The 18,838-nt window shown below is 60.9% G+C and carries 15 protein-coding genes, 1 tRNA gene and 1 riboswitch; of the genes, 6 read left to right on the top strand and 10 right to left on the bottom strand.

The genetic code is table 11. The features are described from left to right. Nucleotides 1-14: 14 nt before the first annotated feature. The gene (locus P406_RS03400; RefSeq protein ID WP_003411446.1) at nucleotides 15-1,502 is read right to left on the bottom strand and encodes a SulP family inorganic anion transporter; all 1,488 of its coding nucleotides are present in this window, start codon (nucleotides 1,500-1,502) and stop codon (nucleotides 15-17) included. 427 nt (nucleotides 1,503-1,929) lie between these two features. Between P406_RS03400 and mapR the strand changes: the two genes are divergently transcribed. Further along, the gene (gene mapR, locus P406_RS03405) at nucleotides 1,930-3,339 is read left to right on the top strand and encodes a GntR family transcriptional regulator MpaR (RefSeq protein ID WP_046235336.1); all 1,410 of its coding nucleotides are present in this window, start codon (nucleotides 1,930-1,932) and stop codon (nucleotides 3,337-3,339) included. Between the two features lie 373 nt (nucleotides 3,340-3,712). Here mapR and P406_RS03410 read toward each other — a convergent pair. From P406_RS03410 to P406_RS03435, 6 genes are all read right to left on the bottom strand, one after another. Continuing rightward, a tRNA-Asn gene (locus P406_RS03410) sits at nucleotides 3,713-3,788 on the bottom strand. A gap of 130 nt (nucleotides 3,789-3,918) precedes the next feature. After that, a complete protein-coding gene (locus P406_RS03415) occupies nucleotides 3,919-4,776 on the bottom strand; it encodes an energy transducer TonB (protein ID WP_046235337.1) in 858 nt (285 codons plus the stop codon). Beyond that, nucleotides 4,773-5,219 carry a protein TolR gene (tolR, locus tag P406_RS03420; RefSeq protein ID WP_046235338.1) on the bottom strand — a complete coding sequence of 149 codons (447 nt, stop codon included), beginning with the start codon at nucleotides 5,217-5,219 and terminating at the stop codon, nucleotides 4,773-4,775. Before tolR ends, P406_RS03415 begins: the two co-directional genes overlap by 4 nt. Nucleotides 5,220-5,228: 9 nt before the next feature. Continuing rightward, nucleotides 5,229-5,939 carry a protein TolQ gene (gene tolQ / locus P406_RS03425; protein WP_046235339.1) on the bottom strand — a complete coding sequence of 237 codons (711 nt, stop codon included), beginning with the start codon at nucleotides 5,937-5,939 and terminating at the stop codon, nucleotides 5,229-5,231. A 55-nt stretch (nucleotides 5,940-5,994) separates the two neighbouring features. Beyond that, a complete protein-coding gene (locus P406_RS03430) occupies nucleotides 5,995-7,929 on the bottom strand; it encodes a phytase (protein ID WP_046235340.1) in 1,935 nt (644 codons plus the stop codon). Nucleotides 7,930-7,966: 37 nt separating this feature from the next. Beyond that, the gene (locus P406_RS03435; protein WP_046235341.1) at nucleotides 7,967-10,483 is read right to left on the bottom strand and encodes a TonB-dependent receptor; all 2,517 of its coding nucleotides are present in this window, start codon (nucleotides 10,481-10,483) and stop codon (nucleotides 7,967-7,969) included. Nucleotides 10,484-11,057: 574 nt separating this feature from the next. On the opposite strand from P406_RS03435, the gene P406_RS03440 reads away from it, so the two are divergent. Continuing rightward, nucleotides 11,058-11,972: a GGDEF domain-containing protein gene (locus P406_RS03440; RefSeq protein ID WP_003411459.1), complete on the top strand. Its 915-nt coding sequence runs from the start codon at nucleotides 11,058-11,060 to the stop codon at nucleotides 11,970-11,972. Between the two features lie 9 nt (nucleotides 11,973-11,981). Further along, nucleotides 11,982-13,019: an AraC family transcriptional regulator gene (locus P406_RS03445; RefSeq protein ID WP_046235342.1), complete on the top strand. Its 1,038-nt coding sequence runs from the start codon at nucleotides 11,982-11,984 to the stop codon at nucleotides 13,017-13,019. A 7-nt stretch (nucleotides 13,020-13,026) separates the two neighbouring features. Here the strand turns inward: P406_RS03445 and P406_RS03450 are convergent, their stop codons facing one another. The 3 genes from P406_RS03450 to pmrG are packed head-to-tail and all read right to left on the bottom strand — an operon-like array spanning nucleotide 13,027 to nucleotide 15,286. After that, entirely contained in the window at nucleotides 13,027-13,701 is a 675-nt protein-coding gene (locus P406_RS03450) for a response regulator transcription factor (protein ID WP_046235343.1), read from the bottom strand. Between the two features lie 20 nt (nucleotides 13,702-13,721). Continuing rightward, nucleotides 13,722-14,624, bottom strand: a complete 903-nt coding sequence (locus P406_RS03455) for a phosphatase PAP2 family protein (RefSeq protein ID WP_046235344.1) — start codon at nucleotides 14,622-14,624, stop codon at nucleotides 13,722-13,724. After that, nucleotides 14,591-15,286, bottom strand: coding sequence for a lipopolysaccharide core heptose(II)-phosphate phosphatase PmrG (gene pmrG, locus P406_RS03460; protein ID WP_003411470.1), 696 nt, complete (start codon nucleotides 15,284-15,286; stop codon nucleotides 14,591-14,593). The genes P406_RS03455 and pmrG overlap by 34 nt, the downstream gene beginning before the upstream one ends. Before the next feature lie 314 nt (nucleotides 15,287-15,600). After that, nucleotides 15,601-15,800: riboswitch (cobalamin riboswitch) on the top strand. 130 nt (nucleotides 15,801-15,930) lie between these two features. Between pmrG and P406_RS03465 the strand changes: the two genes are divergently transcribed. The 3 genes from P406_RS03465 to P406_RS03475 are packed head-to-tail and all read left to right on the top strand — an operon-like array spanning nucleotide 15,931 to nucleotide 18,751. Continuing rightward, nucleotides 15,931-16,944, top strand: coding sequence for an ABC transporter substrate-binding protein (locus P406_RS03465; protein WP_046235345.1), 1,014 nt, complete (start codon nucleotides 15,931-15,933; stop codon nucleotides 16,942-16,944). Continuing rightward, on the top strand, nucleotides 16,941-17,963 hold the full coding sequence (locus tag P406_RS03470; protein ID WP_004417354.1) for a FecCD family ABC transporter permease: 1,023 nt from the start codon (nucleotides 16,941-16,943) through the stop codon (nucleotides 17,961-17,963). Before P406_RS03465 ends, P406_RS03470 begins: the two co-directional genes overlap by 4 nt. Then, a complete protein-coding gene (locus P406_RS03475) occupies nucleotides 17,960-18,751 on the top strand; it encodes an ABC transporter ATP-binding protein (protein ID WP_046235346.1) in 792 nt (263 codons plus the stop codon). The genes P406_RS03470 and P406_RS03475 overlap by 4 nt, the downstream gene beginning before the upstream one ends. Nucleotides 18,752-18,838: the final 87 nt, after the last annotated feature.

Here is an 18,838-nt window from a genome sequence, read left to right on the forward strand (position 1 = left end):
CCCGGCCCCGCAGATCAGTGCCCCATCAACGAGTCGATGCCGTCCGGCTTGTCATGCACACCAAACCGGTCCACCAGCGTGGCGGTGGCCCGGTTCATGCCGATAACGTCGACGCTGATGCCTGCCTTTCTCAGTTTCAAAACCACCTTGTCCAGTGCGGCCACAGCGGTGATGTCCCAGAAATGCGCCTCGCGCAGATCGATGACCAGTGTCTCGAGGCTTTCACGCAAGTCGAATGAGGCCATGAAACGGTCAGCGGAGGCGAAGAATACCTGGCCGGTTACGTAGTAGGTGCGATGGCTGTGGAAGGGATCACGGTGCGACGTGACGTCAAGGAAGTGAGCGATCTTGCTGGCAAAGAACATTGAGGCAAGCAGAGAACCGACCAGTACACCGTAGGCAAGGTTGTGGGTCGCCACGACCACCACCACGGTGACCACCATCACGATGTTGGTCGAGAGCGGGTATTCCTTGAGGTTGCGGATCGATCCCCAACTGAAGGTACTGATCGACACCATGATCATCACCGCCACCAGCGCCGCCATTGGGATACGCGCCAGCCATTCGCCCAGAAACAGCATCATGATCAACAGCAGCAAACCTGCGCTGAGGGTTGAAAGACGTGTTCTGCCTCCAGACTTCACGTTTATCATCGACTGGCCGATCATGGCGCAGCCAGCCATGCCGCCGATCAGACCCGTGGCGATATTGGCAATGCCCTGCCCTTTGCACTCACGGTTTCGGTCACTGGTGGTATCGGTCAGGTCATCGACGATGGTCGCGGTCATCATCGACTCCAGCAGGCCCACCACGGCCAGCGCGGCGGAATACGGCAGGATGATCAGCAGCGTGTCGAGATTGAGCGCGACGTCCGGCCACATGAAGGTCGGCAGGCTATCAGGCATTGCGCCCATGTCACCCACGGTTCGTACATCGAGCCCCATGTAAATGGAAATTGCGGTGAGTACCAGAATGCACACCAGCGGCGAAGGCAGCAGCTTGCCCAGCACCGGCACACGCGGGAACAGGTAGATGATTGCCAGGCCCGCTGCGGTCATCGCGTAAACCGGCCAGGTCACATGGGTCAATTCCGGCAACTGGGCCATGAAGATCAGAATCGCCAGTGCATTCACGAACCCGGTAACCACCGAGCGTGAAACGAAGCGCATCAACTCACCCAGGCGCAGATAGCCGGCGATGATCTGCAGTACGCCGCAGAGCAAGGTGGCGGCCAGCAAATACTGAAGCCCGTGCTCTTTGACCAGATTCACCATCAGCAAGGCCATCGCACCTGTAGCTGCAGAAATCATCGCCGGGCGTCCGCCCACGAAAGCGATGACCACGCAGATACAGAACGACGCGTAAAGCCCGACTTTCGGGTCTACTCCGGTGATGATGGAGAACGCGATGGCCTCTGGAATCAGGGCCAATGCAACAACCAGCCCGGCCAATACATCGGCACGAACGTTGGAAAACCACGTAGCTTTGATTTTTTCGAGCATGGAAATACCTGTGACAGACGCAGCAAGACGCACGGCAGCAGTTGCCGGACGAGCAGGAGCATCGGTTTTCGATTGAGTAGTCAGAGTGGGAGTGGCGGCGACCAAAAAACGGGCGCAGCAACGGGCGACTGCAGCAAGAAGGCAGTCAGGTGTTGCGAGGGGGGCGTAGCGCTAAGGCGGCGTAGGCAGCCAGTTGGAACGGGACACGTCTATTTCCTTCGATGGGTCGTAAGGCGCTGGCATCATAGACCTATCCGTTTGAGTGATTCAAGGGCAAGTCATCTCCCCGAACGACCTGAGTGACGGATGGCGCAACACCCTGAAACACGCAAAAAAGCCATCTGATACTGTTTTTTACAGCTGTTGTGTCTCTGTTCGTTATGACCTGTTTCGCTCATGATGCAGCCTTGCTCATTTGAAGCCGCTTATGAAACGCTACGAAAAATTCGCCGCCGACATTTCGGAAATGATTCGCAGCGGCGTCCTGCCCGCCGGGGAAAAAGTCCCGTCCGTACGCGTCGCGAGTCGCACATGGTCCGTCAGCCCCGCGACGGTCTTCAAGGCCTATTACATGCTGGAAGACAAGGGACTGATTCAGGCCCGCGCACGCTCCGGGTATTACGTGCGCGAGCATGCCGCCAATGCACTGACCGAGCCTGAACTGATCAGACACACCAGCGAAGGCACCGAACTGGGCGTCAGCGACCTGATCTTTTCAGTGCTCGGCTCGCTCAAGGACCCGGACACCGTGCCGTTCGGCTCGGCGTTTCCCAGCCCGCACCTGTATCCGCTGGCGAGCCTGGCAAAGTCAATGGCGTCAGCTGTGCGTGCGCTGACGCCTGCGGGCATCGTCAGCGACATGACCACCGGGAATCCCGAACTGCGCCGACAGATCGCCCTGCGCTACATGATCAGTGGCGTGCGCTTGCCGGCGGACGAACTGGTCATCACCAATGGTGCGATGGAAGCCCTGAACCTGTGCCTGCAGTGCGTCACCGAGCCCGGCGACCTGGTCGCCATCGAAGCCCCGGCGTTCTATGCCTGCCTTCAAGTGCTGGAGCGTCTGAAGCTGAAAGCCGTCGAAATCCCCGTGCATCCGCGTGACGGCGTGGACCTCGACTCGCTGCAGGACAGCCTGACACGCCTGCCGATCAAGGCTTGCTGGTTCATGAGCAGCTTTCAGAACCCATTGGGCGCGAGCATGACTCAGGAAAACAGGATCAGGCTCTACGACCTGCTGGAACAGCATCAAATCCCGTTGATCGAGGACGATGTGTACGCCGAACTGTATTACGGCGCCAAGGCGCCTCACCCGGTGAAAAGCCTGGACCGCAGCGGACTGGTGATGCACTGCAGCTCGTTTTCCAAAACCCTCGCACCCGGCTATCGGGTCGGCTGGGTGGCAGGCGGGCGTTACACCGAGCAGATTGACCGCCTCAAGCTCATGACCACCCTCTCCCCTTCGGTCCCCGCCCAGGCCGCGCTCGCCGACTACCTCAAGCACGGTGGCTATGACCGCCATCTGCGTAAACTGCGCGACACCCTCGAACTGCAACAAGGCGCGATGCTCGCCGCTGCCGCCCGCTATTTCCCGGCGGCGACACGCGTCACCCGCCCCGTCGGCGGCTACTTTCTGTGGTTCGAACTCCCCGAGCAGGTTGATTCGCTGCAGCTCTTTCAACTCGCGCTAGCACAGGGCATCAGCCTGGCACCCGGCCCGATCTTTTCCGCGTCACAGCGCTTCAAGAATTGCGCGCGTCTGAACTACGGCACGCCCTGGGACGAACGCAGCGAGCAGGCCATGGCGATGCTGGGCCGTATCATCGCGTCGTTCTGAGCGTTTTCATGCCTTGCATAAAGGCAACTGATCCGTATTTTTAAGCCGTTTCTGAATCTGTACCAGAATCTGTATGAGCACGATAATGGCAGCGCTTTCAAACGCGCAGGCCAACCGCCAGAAGCGGCGCCTGCGGCTCGTTACAGACGGATCGATCAGCAGGAGACGCTCATGGGCAAGCTCGGACTTTCTTTGATAGGTTTTTTATTGTTGGCAATCGCGGTGGGTTTGTTGGGGACTATTTCGCCGTATTGAGGCGCCGCGAGCCAGGAATGCTGAAGCCGCGTTGCATTAGCGCCAAAACGAAAAAACCCGCCATTAGGCGGGTTTTTTCTTGTTCAAAGGCTTTACACATCGCCTTTGAAATATCGTCTGGCTCCACGACCTGGACTCGAACCAGGGACCCAGTGATTAACAGTCACTTGCTCTACCAACTGAGCTATCGCGGAATGAGCGCTATGTTACTGATTCGGAAAAGGAAGTCAAGCAGAGCAGAAAAAAATCCTGCTCGTTCATCCGGATGCCATTTCCGGCCATACAGGGCACAGTTCGATAGACTGCCTGCCAGACACGGTAGTCCTACTTGATCCGGTAGTGAAAGGTATTCTTCACCCTGGACACTGTCACCGCCCTGCCCTCGACGATCCTTGGCTGATAACGAAAGGTCTGCGCTGCGGTCAGTGACGGGCGCATGAACAAAGGGTGGCAGGCACCCTGCACTTGCGGGTTGACCACTGTGCCTTGCGGTGACACGTCGTAGACCACCGTGCAATCACCCTCGATGCCTTTGTCCAGTGCCCGTTCGGGATAGTCCGGGGCCTCCTTGCTCAGCGGCTGGTACTGGCTGCTGTCGGCAGCGGCAGCCTGTTGCTGTGCTGACTGCTGCGCCTGACGGGCACGCTCGGCGGACTGGCGTGCCTGTTCAGCCTGACGCTGCTGCTCGATCTGCTGACGTTGCTGTGCGGACAATTGCTGTTCCTGTTGCTTGCGCTGCTCGGCCTCGCGCAGGCGTTGGGCATTCTGCAGTCGCTCGCGCTCGTGCTTTTGCTCTTCAACGCGCTTGCGGGCCACTGCAGCCTGTTCAGGTTGACGCTGCGGCTCTGCCTGCGGTTTCGCAGCTTCGAGCGGTTTGCTGACCGGCAACGATGCCGGTGCAGGGGGTAACGGCGCCTGCACCGGCTCGGTTACCGGTGCCGCCGCCACCGCGACTGGCTCAGGTGCGGGCGCTGGCGCTGGCGGCAGAATCAGTAATTGGGTGGTCAGGGTTCTGACCTGTTCGGGCGGTTTTTCCCGGGCGCTCCAGCCGAGCATCAGACCGCTCAGCAGTGCGCCATGCAACGCCAGCGCGAACGCCGCCGCGAGGCCATTGCGGCGCAGCCAGGGCCCGGTCACCCATTCGCGGCGCGGCGGCTGATAGTCGAGGGTCAGGGTGTTCATTGCGGCGCCTCGGTCACCAGCCCCAGTTGCGCCACGCCACTGCGTTGCAGAGCCGCCATGGCAGCGACCACACGACCGTAATCGGCTTTATCATCCGCACGGATGAACACTTGCGTGTCGTTGCGCTCGGCCACCAGTTGAGCAATGCGCGCCTGCATGTCCTCCAGGCTCGCGGCCTGATCGGTCTGCGCCTGAGTGTCGACGGTGTCGCCCAGGTTCCAGTAGTAGCCGCCCTGCGCCTTGACGGATAACGTCACGATACGCTGCCGGGTGTCGGTGACGAGCGCTTCGCTGGCGACTTTCGGCAACTCGATTTTCACGCCTTGGGTGAGCATCGGCGCCGTCACCATGAAAATCACCAGCAGCACCAGCATCACGTCGATGTAAGGCACGACATTCATTTCGGCCTTCGGGCCATGTTTGCGTTGCGGTTTGACCAGCATGACAAGTCCTCAGGCCGCAGCGGCCATGTTGCGTGTCAGGCCTTGCAGGGTGCGGTTCAGGCGCACCTGCAGTTCGTTGCCGAAGCTGTAGTAACGCGCCGTGAGGGTCTGGCCACGGGCGGCAAAGCGGTTGTAGGCGATCACCGCCGGAATGGCCGCGAACAGGCCGATGGCGGTGGCGATCAGCGCTTCGGCAATACCCGGCGCCACCGTCGACAGCGTAGCCTGCTGCACCTGCGACAGGCCGATGAACGAGTTCATGATCCCCCAGACGGTGCCGAACAGGCCGATATACGGACTGACCGAGCCTACCGTGGCGAGAAACTGCAGGCCTTTTTCCAATTGCAGCTCTTGCTCGCTGATGGCGACCTGCAGCGAGCGCTCGACGCCGGAGAGCACCACATCAGGCTCGATGCCCGGCCGCTGCTTGAGCTGCATGTATTCGGCGTACCCCGCCTGAAACACGTCCTCGATCCCGCCCGCATCGCGCTGCGCAGCGGATGCCTGGGCCTGCAGCGGCGCCAGGTCGGCGGCACTGCGAAAGCGTTGCTGGAAGGCATCCAGTGAGCGTTCGTAATGACGCAGCGCAAGGCTGCGCTGGATGATCAGGAACCAGCTGACCAGCGAGGCGAGCAGCAAAATCAGCATCACGGCCTTGACCAGCAGGCTGGCATCACTGATCAGGCCCCAGATGGTCATGTGTTCGAGAGTGGCGTGCATCGGGGTAGTCCTCTGTAATGGAACGAATGATTAGCACCGCTTGATGACAAACGACTTACGGCAGCTTCAAGGTCTTCATGACCTCGGCCCACGGCACAAACTTGAAGTTCTGCGCCTGCTCGGGCATGCGCTTGCGTCCGTCCTGAACCACCAGCATGCCTTTGCTCCAGGGGCCGCCGAGGTTCATGGCAGTCACTTCGATGCCGTCGGTTTCCGAGGTGCCGTCGATCCCCGCCTTCGCGTTCAGGCCGACCCGAAAGGCGCCGCGCAGTGCATAAGGCGGCTCGGCATCCACCACCACATAGCTGTCGTTGCCCTGGCTGGAAATCAGCAGATAGTCATGGCCATCACTCTGGTACAGCGCCAGCCCCTCGACGTCGGCGTGCACCACTTCACCCACCTTGATCACACTGGACAGCGTCGCAGGCTGATCCGCCCGCGCATCGACTTCCCAGACGCCAACGTCTTCTTCACCGAGAAACAGGCGCTGACGCTGGTCATCGGCCACGCAGCCTTCCGGTTGGGTGTCGACCTTGAAGCGGCGCACCAGCTCGCCTTTGGCTTTGCCGTCCGGTGCACTGAGCCGGTACTGGAGAAAGCTGCCGTCCTTGCCATTGGCGAAGGCATACAGCTCGCCACTGGCTGGCTTGAACAGGCAGACGCCGTAGATTTCCGCCAATGGCGTGGCAATTTCCCCCGCCTCATGAAGCGTGCCGCTGGCCCGATCGATGCTGAACAGACTCAGGCTGTTGCGATCGCGATTACTCGCCACCGCCAGATCGACGTTCTTGCTACCCAGCATGAAACCGGGGCGCACATCGACATTGTTCAAACGCCCGACCGGCAGCTCCTGTAACTGCTTGCCGCTCAGGTCGTAGGCCAGCAGACCCTGCTTTTTGTTGGTGCCCAGCACCCGGCTGAGCGCCGGATTTTTCGGGTTGACCCAGATCGCCGGGTCGTCGGCAGCGTCACCCTGACGCCCGACCGACTGGCTCTGGCTGGCCGGCATGACACTCGGCAGCGGCGCAGCAACCGCGACCGGTTTAGGCGCCCAGTTCAGCGCCCCCTGATACAGACGCTCGCCGTCTTTGTCGTTGACCAGCACCTGCAAACCGCCCTGGTCCTGATGCACCGAGAAACCTTCGGGCTTCTTCAGGTTCATCAATGACAGATCGGCCACCGGCGTCCAGGCTGCCTGCTGTTCATCATCCTGCTGCTGATAGAGATGCAACGACTTGCCCTTCGGATCCAGCGCCAGCAGACCGCCAGGCACCACGGCCATCGCCCCGGCGGCCTGTTTCAGCTCGCCAAACGGCTCGCGCAATGCCACCGGCTGCCGGGCGACATCGGCCTCGGGATGCGCCGGGTAGGCCCACCAGCCGATGTTCGCTTCATTGACGAACAACCTGTGCGCGGCATCGTCGACCTGACAAAACTCGGCGTCGGGAGGCAGCGGCAGATTGCGCACCAGGCGCGGCTCGCCGTTGAGCCGGTTGTTCGCACCAATCAGCCATTGCTCGCCCTTGCCCTCTTCGCCCACCAGGAACACAAACAGGTTGCTGGCATCATCGCGGTACAGACACAGGCCGGCCACTGAATAGTCGCGTGTCGGCAGGTAGACCGGCTTCGACCAGTGCATGTTCGTCGGATCGAGCTGGGTCAGCAGTGCCTGTTGACGTGTGTTGTCCAGCGTCGCGACCAGGACGTTGTCGCCCGTTGAGCGACTGTCGAGCCCTTGAAATGAACCCGGCATTTTTGCCAGTTCGCGGCCCTGTTCATCCAGCAGCAACAGGCCGGCCTTGACGCTCGCGGCCAGACGCCGACTGCCGTCACTGTCCGGCAAGAAGGCGACAGACTGAGCCTTGAACGAGGCGTTTTCAGCCCAGCGCGTCAGGTTCAGGTCCATCGGCGACGCGGCCTGCGCAGTCCCGGCTGCCAGGCAAAGCAAGAGCGCCAGGCACACTGGCTTGGGTGATAGCGAAATCATCATGAACGGTTGAATCCTTTGAATGAGCGCTTCAGATCGATCAGAAATGGGTGAAGGTCAGGCCGACCTTGTAAGTCGGGCCGTACTCTTCGTACTGGCCGTTGTAGGCACGATGGCCGCTGTAGACGAAGTACGGCTGATCGGTGAGGTTCTGCGCCTCGAAGCTGACCTTGAGGTTCTTCGTCAGTGAGTAGCGCGCGCTGAAATCAACGAAGGTCTGCGCGTCCACGTACTGGTCATGGTCCTTGTCGCCGATCGCCGCCAGCTCGTAGAGGTAGGCCGACTTGTAGTTGGCGGACAGACGCAGGCTGAGCTTGTCGTTCTCCCAGCCGAGCATGACGTTACCGACGGTTTTCGACTGGCTGGGCAGGTCGATATCGCGTTTGCGATTGGTGCCGGTGCTCTGGTCGAAACCGTTGATGCTGGCGTCGGAACGGCTCAACGTGGCGTTGGCGCCCAGCAGCAAACCGTTCCACGGCGAAGGCAGCCAGTCGAGCTTCTGCGAGTAGGCCAGCTCCAGGCCATACAGCTTGGCCTTGTCGCCATTGGCAAAGGTGTTGGCTTCGGAGAAGTTCGCCCACTGCCCGGTGCCTGCCAGGTCGGTGTTGTAGACGAAATTCTGGATGTCCTTGTAGAACACGAACGCCGACACCGTGCCGGCGCGGCCCATGAAGTGTTCGATGCCCAGGTCCAGATTGCTCGACTCCAGCGGCTTGAGATTCGGGTTGCCGAAAGACGCTTCGTCATCGTCGATCACAAAACCCGGTGCCAGTTGCCCGAAGGTGGGACGTACCACGGTTTTGGTCCACGCGGCGCGCAGTTGGGTACTCTTGTCGATCTGATAACGGGCATGCAGGCCCGGCAGCCAGTGGTGATAGCGACGGTTGGTGGTACTGGACTCAAACGCGCCATCACGCACACCGGTGCCCTTGGCGTCCATTTCCGTGCCTTCATAGCGCAGGCCGGCGATGAAGCGCCACTTGTCGACATCCAGGGTATTCATGAAGTAACCGGCGTTGATGTCTTCGTTGATCTTGAAGTCATTGGCCCGGCTTTCCGCCTCGTCGTAGGCATCGGCAGCGTTCAGGCCACCGATCAGCCCCTTGATTGCACCGGGGCTGATGCCGCTGCCAAAGTTACCCAGTCGGTAGTCGATGTTGCCTTTCTGGAACTGCGTCAGGTTGAGTTGCTGGTCGCTGAAACCCAGGTCATCGAAATCCTCGTATTTCCAGACTTCCAGGTCGTTGCTCTTTTCGCGGCGGCTGACCTTGCCGCCAAACTTGAACTGCGAGGCATAGCCCTTGAAATCGTAATCGCGGGCCAGGTCCAGACGCAGGTTCTTCTCGGTGTCCTTGGTGTACTGCTTTTCCCAGTCGACCTTGTCCAGGGTGAAGTTCGAGTTGTCGTAGAACGCGGAGCCGACAATAGGCCGCGGCTTGTCGCGGTCATAGAAACCGCTGTCGGCAAAATCATCGTTGCCGACGAACGTGGCGCCTGCGATATGGCCAGGGCTGTCCTCGCTGGATTCGCTGTAACCGGCCTGTCCGCTGAGGGTCCACAGGCCGACCATGCGCTCGCCACCGAACACGTAGGACTGGATTTCCTGGGTTTCCGTACGCGCCTTGAGCTTGCGCGTGCCCTCGGCATCGCCTGTCTGCCCTGCGCTCTGCGCATCGGCAAACTCGAAACCGTTGGTGGTGCGGACCTCGTCGTCCTTGAAGCGGCTGTACAGGGTGCGCAGGTAATACTTGCTGACGTCATCGGGCCGGTAATCGAAGTTCAGCCCGCCACCGGCGCGCTCGCGACTGATGTCGTAGTCGCGCTGTTCGAAGGATTGCAGCCGTGCGCCATCCCAGTCACCGCCGGTTTCGACGTTGTCGGAGCCGAAGTCACGCTTCTGCCAGCTCAGCGCTGCCGCCACGCCGAAGTTGTCGATGCCGTCGCCGAGGCTGAAACGATTGCTTGCCGCGCCGGAAAACTTGGGGCTGGTCTGAAGGGTGTTCTTGTCGTAGCTGGCCTCGCTGCTGCCGGTGTAGAACAGACCCTTGTGGTCGAAGGCCGAGAGGCTCTCGACATCGATGGTGCCGCCCAGTGAATTGGCGTCCATGTCCGGGGTCAGGGTCTTGATCACTGACAGGGACTGCACCAGTTCGGCGGGCAGAACATCCAGTGCCACGGCACGTCGATCACTTTCCGGGGCGGGCACCATGGTGCCGTTGATGGTCACGCTGTTCAGGTCGGGGGCCAGGCCACGAACGGTGACAAAGCGCCCCTCACCCTGATCGCGCTCGACGCTGACGCCCGGCAGGCGCTGCACCGCTTCGGCGACGTTCTGGTCCGGTAACTGCGCAACACCGTCGGCATGCACCACGCTCTTGATGCTGTCGGAGCTGCGTTGTTCCTTGAGCGCGTTGTCGATGCTCGCCGCCTGCCCGACCACTTGCACGTGCTCGGTGGTATCGGCTTCGGCGGCCTGCAAACGTTCGCTGCCGATTGCAAACGCCAGCGCGCTGAGTGTGAAACCGACCAGTTGGGCCCTGCTGCGACGCCTGTGCATGTAAGTCCTCCCCCATAAACCCGACAGACCAGGCAAATGGCCCGGCAACTGGAGGCGCAAGCTAGAGTCGTGCAGTGACGGTTCTGTGACAGGTAACGGGCTCAGGGGCTGAAAACAGGGGGTTTGACGGGAATGGGGCAAGTAAATGAGCTGATTTGACTTTCCGGCGGGGCTGGAGCTGTAGGTCTTACTGAGGCTCGGTGTGTCTGGCACATCGTATGCGCCGATTCCACTGTCGGTTCCCGACAGATCGCGAGCAAGCTCCCACGGCCGCTGGCCAGAATCAAACGCCGACATGTAGGTGACTCTGATGCGACACAACCTCATGCGTTAACCGCAACCGCTGCCAAGGCAGTATTTTTCGAACGCGATGGCACTGACGACGCAGAGTGCGACGTAAGTGACGGCTGAGTCCTCGCGCTGATCCGGGGTGGCGTACACGTCAGATGCGAAGCAAAAACCTGCAACACACGTGAGCTGATTCGACCTTTCGCGGTCCGCGTTACCCGTCACCTAAGTGTCATGTGCATCTGTTCTGCTGGCCGATAATCAGCACCTCGGGAGCCGTCTGTTCATGTTCAGGATCATCCAACCTCATCGCTGGAAACTCGCCGTGCTGATGGTCGCCTCCAATCTCGGCCTGCTGGCGTTTCTGGCATTCGGCACGCTCAAACATGTCAGCGAATGGCAATGGCTGGACATCGTCGGTGAAGGTGGCTCTGCCCTGCTATCGCTGGTCTGGCTGTTTCTGGTGTTCAAGAGCAGACCGGCCGGCCGGGTGACCAATTACCTGTCGATCGGCCTGAGCTGCGTGTTCTTCTCGTGGTGGATCGACGCGCTCGATGAGTTCATCCGCCTGCCCGCCGCGATCGAATGGGATCATTGGCTGGAATCCGGCCCGATGCCGGTCGGCCTGATCCTGCTGACCCTGGGCATCTACCACTGGCATCGCGAACAACTGGCGATCAGCGCACAAATGGAAAAACGCGAGCGCGGCTTCCGGGAACACCGGCTGTACGACAAACTCACCCCGCTGGGCAGCGCCGACTACCTGAAACGCCAACTGGTGGTCAGCCTGGAACAGAGTGTCTGCCAACAACAGCCGCTGTCGCTGCTGGCGCTGGACGTGGATGGTTTCAGCGCGATCAACAATGCCTTCGGGCATGCCGAAGGCGACGAGGTGCTGTCGGCGCTCAGCCACTTGCTGGTACTCAATCTGCGCCGCCAGGACCTGCTCTGCCGTCTGGCTGGCGACCGCTTTGTGGTGTTATTGCCCAACACCGGAGAAAGCCAGGCAAAGCTGCTGGCGCTGGAGTTGCAGCAGGCGGTCGCCAGTCTGGCGCACAAGACCCGGCAACAGGGCGAACGCATTCACCTGTCGGCCAGCGTGGCGGTCGTCATGGCTCTCAATGAAACGCCGGACAACCTGCTGCGCCGCCTCAATCTGTCGCTGGCCCGCGCCCGACGCCCTCTGACCTGCACTGCCTGAGCGCCTGCCATGACGCTTAAAAGTGACTGGTATGAAATCGACAGCCGCTTCATCCCCGGCCACTACCAGCCGGCGACGCTGATTGATCTGGCTTTGTCGCGCGGCATTGACAGCCATCGTCTGCTCAAAGGCACCGGGCTGTTCTACGAGGACATCGTTGCGGGCAAAACGCGCCTGAGTCCGCAGCAGTTCTTCGTCCTGATCGGTAACGCGCAACGTCAGATGGAAGCCGACGACACCAGTTTCCTGTTCGGCCAGCGGCTGTTTCCCGGCCACTACGGCGCGGCCAGTCACGCGCTGCGGCATGCGCAAAACCTGCATCAGGCGCTGGAGATACTGATCCGCCAACAGGCGCTGCTTAGCCCGCTGCTGATACCGCGTCTGGAGCTGGACGAACAGTTCGCCTATCTCTACTGGCTGGACAGTTGTGGTGCAGGCGAGCAGCAGCGCTTCCTGCTCGAAGCCGGCATGACCGCACTGGTGGCGATGAGTCAGTCGCTGAGCGGCGAGCGTTTGCCATGGGAATGCAGTTTCTGTCACGAAGAGCCACGCTACATCGAGCAGTACTGGGTTCATCTGGGCGAAAACACGGCATTTGGCCGCCCGCTGGACATGATGCGCCTGCCCAGGCATTACCTCACCCATGCCTGGCCTGGCGCCTCCCCCATCGCCGTGCAGGTCGCGCAACAGGAAGCCGACGGGCAACTAGCAGCGCTGGGCATGTCGTTCAGTCTGCTGGACCGCTTGCACCAGCACCTGCGTGAACATGTGCGACAGGCCACCAGCCTGGAACAGGTCGCTCACGCTTTCGCCATGAGTCCGGCCACGCTGAAGCGCAAGTTGCACAAGCACGGCACGCACTTTCAGGCGCAGCACGATCTGGCCCGCAAGCACGTCGCGTTGTACCTGTATCAGATCAAGGGGATGAGCAATGAAGCTGTGGCGGACTACCTGAACTTCAACGATCCGGCCAATTTCCGCCGCTCGTTCAAACGCTGGACTGGCAGCACGCCGACCCTGATACAGCGCCTGTTCAATTTCGACTGAACGCGCCTCAGCGCTGCACGCACAGTTTGTAACCCAGGCCATGGGCGGTGTGCAGCAACGGCGTATCGTGACCGCCATCGAGTACCCGTCTTAGGACGTGGATGTTGCTGCGCAAGCTGCTGCTGTTCGGGGCATCACGGCCCCAAAGCGCCTCTTCCAGCTCGGCTCGCTTGACGATATGCGGGCTTTTGCGCATCAGCAGTTCCAATAGCTTCATGTTGGTCGGGTTGAGCTTCAAAGGCACGCCTTTGCGGGTGACCTCCAGGGTGTCCAGATCGAACTGCAGGTCCGCAACCACCATCGTCCGGTTGTCCTGGCGCTGCCGTCGGCTGACGATCGCTTCTACCCTGGCGAGCACTTCGGACATTGCAAACGGCTTGGTGATGTAGTCGTCGGCCCCCACCTTGAAACCGGTGAGCCGGTCATCCAGTTCATCGCGCGCGCTGAGCATCACAATCGCGACTTCCGACTTCGAATACTGGCGCAGGCTGTGGCAGATCTGATTGCCGTCGATGCCGGGCAGCATGATGTCGAGGATGATCGCATCGTAGCGTTTCGAGGCGGCCAGATGCAACCCGCTCAGGCCGTCCAGCGCCCCTTCTACTGCATGCCCCCTGAGCTCGAAGAACTCCAGCAGGTTGTCGTGGATATCACGATGGTCTTCAATAACCAGAATGTTCATTGCCGCGCCTTGTTATTTTTCTACCCGGCCGACCGGGCATCTGCTGCCAATGCGTCTGCAGGCCGAGTGCCGAATGCATCAGGTTTGTTGACGGCCACTGCCCGGCTAATCGGCTGTTGCAACCTCGATCGGCCATAGAAGCAGAGAGCAACCAGCAGCGTGCTCAGCCACACCACGATACCCGCCCAGAAGGTGTGCGACATAAAGTGCCAGCCTTGCAGCACCCGCGTGGTGCCGTAGATCATCCCGAGCAGAAGAATGGCCGCCAGCAGGATATTCGAGTGCCGCCAGCAATAGCGACGAGCCACGAAATACAGGGCCAGCAGACTGAACGCGCTTGACGCATGACCGCCCGGCCAGCATCGCCCGGCGCCGGCCTCGTGGAGCAGGTTGAAGTTCCTGAACCACTCGATGTGCGCCTGGCTGCCACCGTACAAGGTGGTCTCGACGGGGCAGTAAACGCTGGTATGGCTTTTCAGGTAATGGATCATGCCGGTGCTCAGCGCAAAGGCGACGATGACGAAAAAGAAGTCCAGCCGGTGCCTGCGCGCAAAACGCAAAAAGGTGCCCAACCGAGAGCCCGTCAGCCGCCTCGCGAGGCGCGAATCATCATATTTTTCCAGCAACGGCCAGACAAAGGACAGCATCGCACCGATGATCGCCAGTTCCCCGGTCCAGTTCGGAAGAATCCGCGCCCATCTGTGCGTGATGTTCTCAAACAGATGGCTCTGGCCGATGGGAAACACCCCGGCCGTTGAATCAAAAAACAGGTCAGTCAGTTGCCGGTCGATCGTAGTCAGGTCGAAAGTAACGAAGACCAGTAGAGCGAAAAACACCGGTACACCCAGGTTTATGCCATAAAACCGCAGCCTGGCGCTGGAAGATGTCGTCAATTGAATTGCTCGCTGTTGAGGTTTGCCCATTGCCCGGCATTCAGGGAGCCGAGAATTTTCGGCGGGTGGCTGCCGTCTATTTGTACGAAAAACGCCTGGGCGTACTCACTGGAGCGCTCGCCGCCAGGTACGCCGGCCTTGCGTTCGAACTGGTCGATGCAGCCACTGTGAGTGACCAGTACCATGTTCTCGCCGCTGACCTTGTGGGCCTGCACAGCCTTCATGAAGCCGCTGTCACAGTCGTTGATCCAGTCCTCAGCGACCACCGCGTGTCCTGCCAGCAGTTGCGCAGTCTGTTGCGTGCGAGTCTTGGGGCTGGCGATCATGCGTGCGTGGTCCATCCCCATCTTCTGCAACCCGGCACCCACCGCCAGCGCGGTATCGCGGCCGCTGGAGGTAATGCCGTCGGCGTCGCTCATGCACGGGTTGCTCGAGCGGTCACAGCGTTCGGCGTGGCGAATCATCACCACCACATTGCCTTGTCGCCAGTGCTCGCGAAGGCCGGATACGCTCAGGTTTCTACCGACCCCCAGGTCCACTACATGCACGCCGGAGAACGCCGAGTAGAACCACGCGCAGATAGCCATCAGCACGACGGCAACGGACATCGATACGATGTGCCGATGCAATTTGTAGCGCTGACTGATGCCCGAACGGGGAAGTACATTCTTGTTGATTATCGTGTTGGTCAAGGGACCACTCCTGCCATGAACCTATGTGTGGCGTTGACCCAGGGAGTGCCCGAGGTCTTCGCTGCTCCCATGCAGGCAAGATAGGTTCAGCATCGTCCCGATGCAGTGAAGAAGATGTGAAAAACGTGTTGTGGCCCAGCGCCATGTTTTTCACGCGAGCGCTCTGGAATGGGGGTTTGCGGTTTTACGGGCGTGAACATGAAGATAATTTAAGCGTTATTGCCGAAAGTTCCGTGCTCATCAGGACGATTTTGAACTGGCCGACCGTCTGCTGCAGCGGCGCTGCAAAGGATTAGCCACTAAAACGCTTATCGTTTACCATGCCGCGCGTCGGTTTCCGAGAGGAACTAACAGGGAATTCGCGCGCCTTTTTCCACCAGGCGAAAAACGAAACTGCCCCCGCAACTGTAGGCACCGAGCCTGCTCCATGACTGCCACTGGATCGTGATCCGGGAAGGCCGGAGCCTGGCGATGACGTGTCAGTCAGGAGACCTGCCGACCCGATTCAACCCACTAACCGGCGGGGTGTCCGGGAAGGACATCCGCACGCGTCGGCGTTTCCTGCCGTGCCCGGTTATCTTCCGGGGATGTGTTTCCTGATGTGCATTGCGCCCTGGCACCTGCTCCAAAGGAGACCGCATTTCATGTCGCTGCCCCGCCTCGCCGCACTCGCTGCCAGCCTGACGCTGTCCACCCTGGCCCTCGCCGCCCCTACTCAGTACCCGCTGACCCTTGAAAACTGTAGCGCGACCCTGACCTTCACGCATGCGCCAACCAAGGCTGTAACCATTGGCCAGGCCGGCACCGAAATGCTTTACGAGCTGGGTCTGGGTGACAGACTGGTCGGCACTTCGCTGTGGTTCAACAACGTATTGCCACGCTTCAAGGCGCAGAACGACAAGGTCGAACGCCTGGCCGACAACGAGCCCAGTTTCGAAGCAGTGATCGGCAAGCGACCGGAACTGGTGGCCGTGCAGCTGGAGTGGATGGTCGGCAAACAGGGCGTGGTCGGCACCCGCGAGCAGTTCCATGACCTGAAGATACCCACCTACATCCTGCCGTCCGACTGCGAAGGCAAGGACAATCTGGTCGGCGCCGATGGCACACGCATGGAGCCATTCCGCATCGAGACCATCTACAAGAGCATCGGGCAACTGGCGCAGATTTTCGATGTGCAGGATCGCGGCGACGCGCTGGTCACCGACCTCAAGGCCCGCCTGAGCGCAGCGATTGCCAACGTCAGGCAGAACAAGGCCAACGACGTCTCGGCGCTGTTCTGGTTCTCCAGCTCAGACCTTGCCAGCGACCCTTTCGTGGCAGGCCGCAAAGGCATTCCGGACTTCATGCTCAACAGCCTGGGCATGCGCAATATCGTCCAGTCCGACGAAGAGTGGCCAACCGTGGGCTGGGAAACCATCGCCAAGGCCAACCCGAGCATTCTGGTCATTGCGCGCATGGATCGCCGCCGTTTCCCGGCCGACGATTACCTGAAAAAAATCGAATTCCTCAAGACCGATCCGGTGACCCGCAACATGGACGCGGTCAAGCATGACCGGATCGTGATCATCGACGCCGAGGGCATGCAGGCCGGCCTGCGTCTGTTCACCGGGTTCGAGGAACTGGCTGACGCCGCCAACCGTTTCAACGCTGCCAAATGAGATTGCCGATAGCGTTGGTTCATGTGCTCTGGGTTTCGGCGGTGCTGGTGCTGGCGATCATGATCGGGGCCGCGATCGGCGAAACCTCGATCAGCCTGCAGGTGGTTTTTCAGGTGCTGGCCAACAAACTCTGGGCCGCCGGCTATGTGCTCGACCCTATCGACGAAGGCATCGTCTGGAACTACCGGCTGACCCGCGCCATTGTCGCAGCGGCCTGCGGGGCCGGGCTGGCGATCTGTGGCGTGGTGTTGCAGTCGCTATTGCGCAACCCGCTGGCAGACCCGTATCTGCTGGGGATTTCCGCAGGGGCCTCGACCGGTGCAGTACTGGTCGCCATTCTGGGCTTCGGTGCAGGTGCGATCTCGATGTCGGCGGGCGCTTTTGTCGGCGCCGTGGCAGCATTTTCGCTGGTCGCCCTGCTGGCGCACTCTTCACGCGGCACCACGGCAGCCGGGCAAATCATTCTGGCCGGGATCGCCGGTTCGCAACTATTCAATGCCCTGACCTCGTTTCTGATCACCAAATCGGCAAGCTCCGAGCAGGCACGCGGCATCATGTTCTGGCTGCTGGGTAACCTCAGCGGCGTACGCTGGCACTCTGTGTGGCTGGCTGTGCCGACGGTGCTGGTCGGTCTGCTGGTGTGCCTCTGGCACCGGCGAGCGCTGGACGCGTTCACCTTCGGCAGCGACTCGGCGGCATCACTGGGGATCGCGGTACGGCGCGTGCAGATCATCTTGATCGCTACCGCCGCGCTGGTCACCGCAGTGATGGTCTCGATTGTCGGCTCCATCGGTTTTGTCGGGCTGGTGATCCCGCACGCGGTGCGCATGCTGGTCGGTGTCCGGCACGCACGGCTGGTGCCGCTGAGCGCCTTGAGCGGCGCACTGTTCCTGATCGCTGCCGATATCCTTTCGCGCACACTGATCAAGGGGCAGGCGCTGCCGATCGGGGTGATTACCGCACTGATCGGCGCACCGGTCTTCGCTTTGATTCTTATCCGGGGCAACAGCACGCGATGAATGCCTCACCTCATCCGCTCAGTGCACCGGTGCTCGGTTGTTCCGGTCTGGGTTATTCGGTTCGTGGCGCGGCGCTGCTGCGCGATGTCGACCTGAGCATTGCCGCAGGTGAAACCCTGGCCGTGGTCGGTCCCAACGGCTCGGGTAAATCCACCCTGCTCAAGCTACTGGCCGGCATTCAGAAGCCGGTCAGCGGCTCGGTCAGCCTGGGCGGGCAAGCACTTGAGGCCTTGAGCCGCAGGGACGTGGCGCGCCTGCTGGCGGTGGTCGAGCAACAGGCTGAAACCAGCGACGCCGTGACCGTGCTGGATGCTGTCGAACTGGGCCGCACGCCCTGGCTGTCGGCACTCGAGCCGTGGAGTGCCGAGGACGATGCGATCGTTCGCCAGGCGCTGCAGGATGTGGACATGCTGCACCTGCAAAAACGCGCCTGGCACACCTTGTCCGGTGGCGAGCGGCAGCGCGTTCACATCGCCCGGGCGCTGGCGCAACGGCCGCAGATCCTTCTGCTGGACGAACCGACCAATCATCTGGACATCCAGCACCAACTGACCATCCTCGGTCTGGTCAGGGCGTTGCCGGTGACCACCGTGATTGCCCTGCACGATCTGAATCAGGCACTGGACTGCGACCGTGTGGCGGTCATGGAAAAGGGTCGGCTGGTCGCGCTGGGTGCGCCGCTCGAGGTGCTGACCCCGGAACGTCTGCTGAGCACCTTCGGCGTCGTGGCGCACTGGCTGACCGACCCCAGTGACGGGGCGAAGATTCTGCGCCTGCGCTCGCGCTGAAACCGCGCCGATGGTCAGTCCGGCACCTGCTGCAATCTGCAACAGGTGCACCGCGCGGTCTGTGGCACTACAATGCGCGCTTTGCCC

The sequence above is a fragment of the Pseudomonas syringae pv. coryli str. NCPPB 4273 genome (assembly GCF_000972175.1).
Classification (GTDB): Bacteria; Pseudomonadota; Gammaproteobacteria; order Pseudomonadales; family Pseudomonadaceae; genus Aquipseudomonas; species Aquipseudomonas syringae.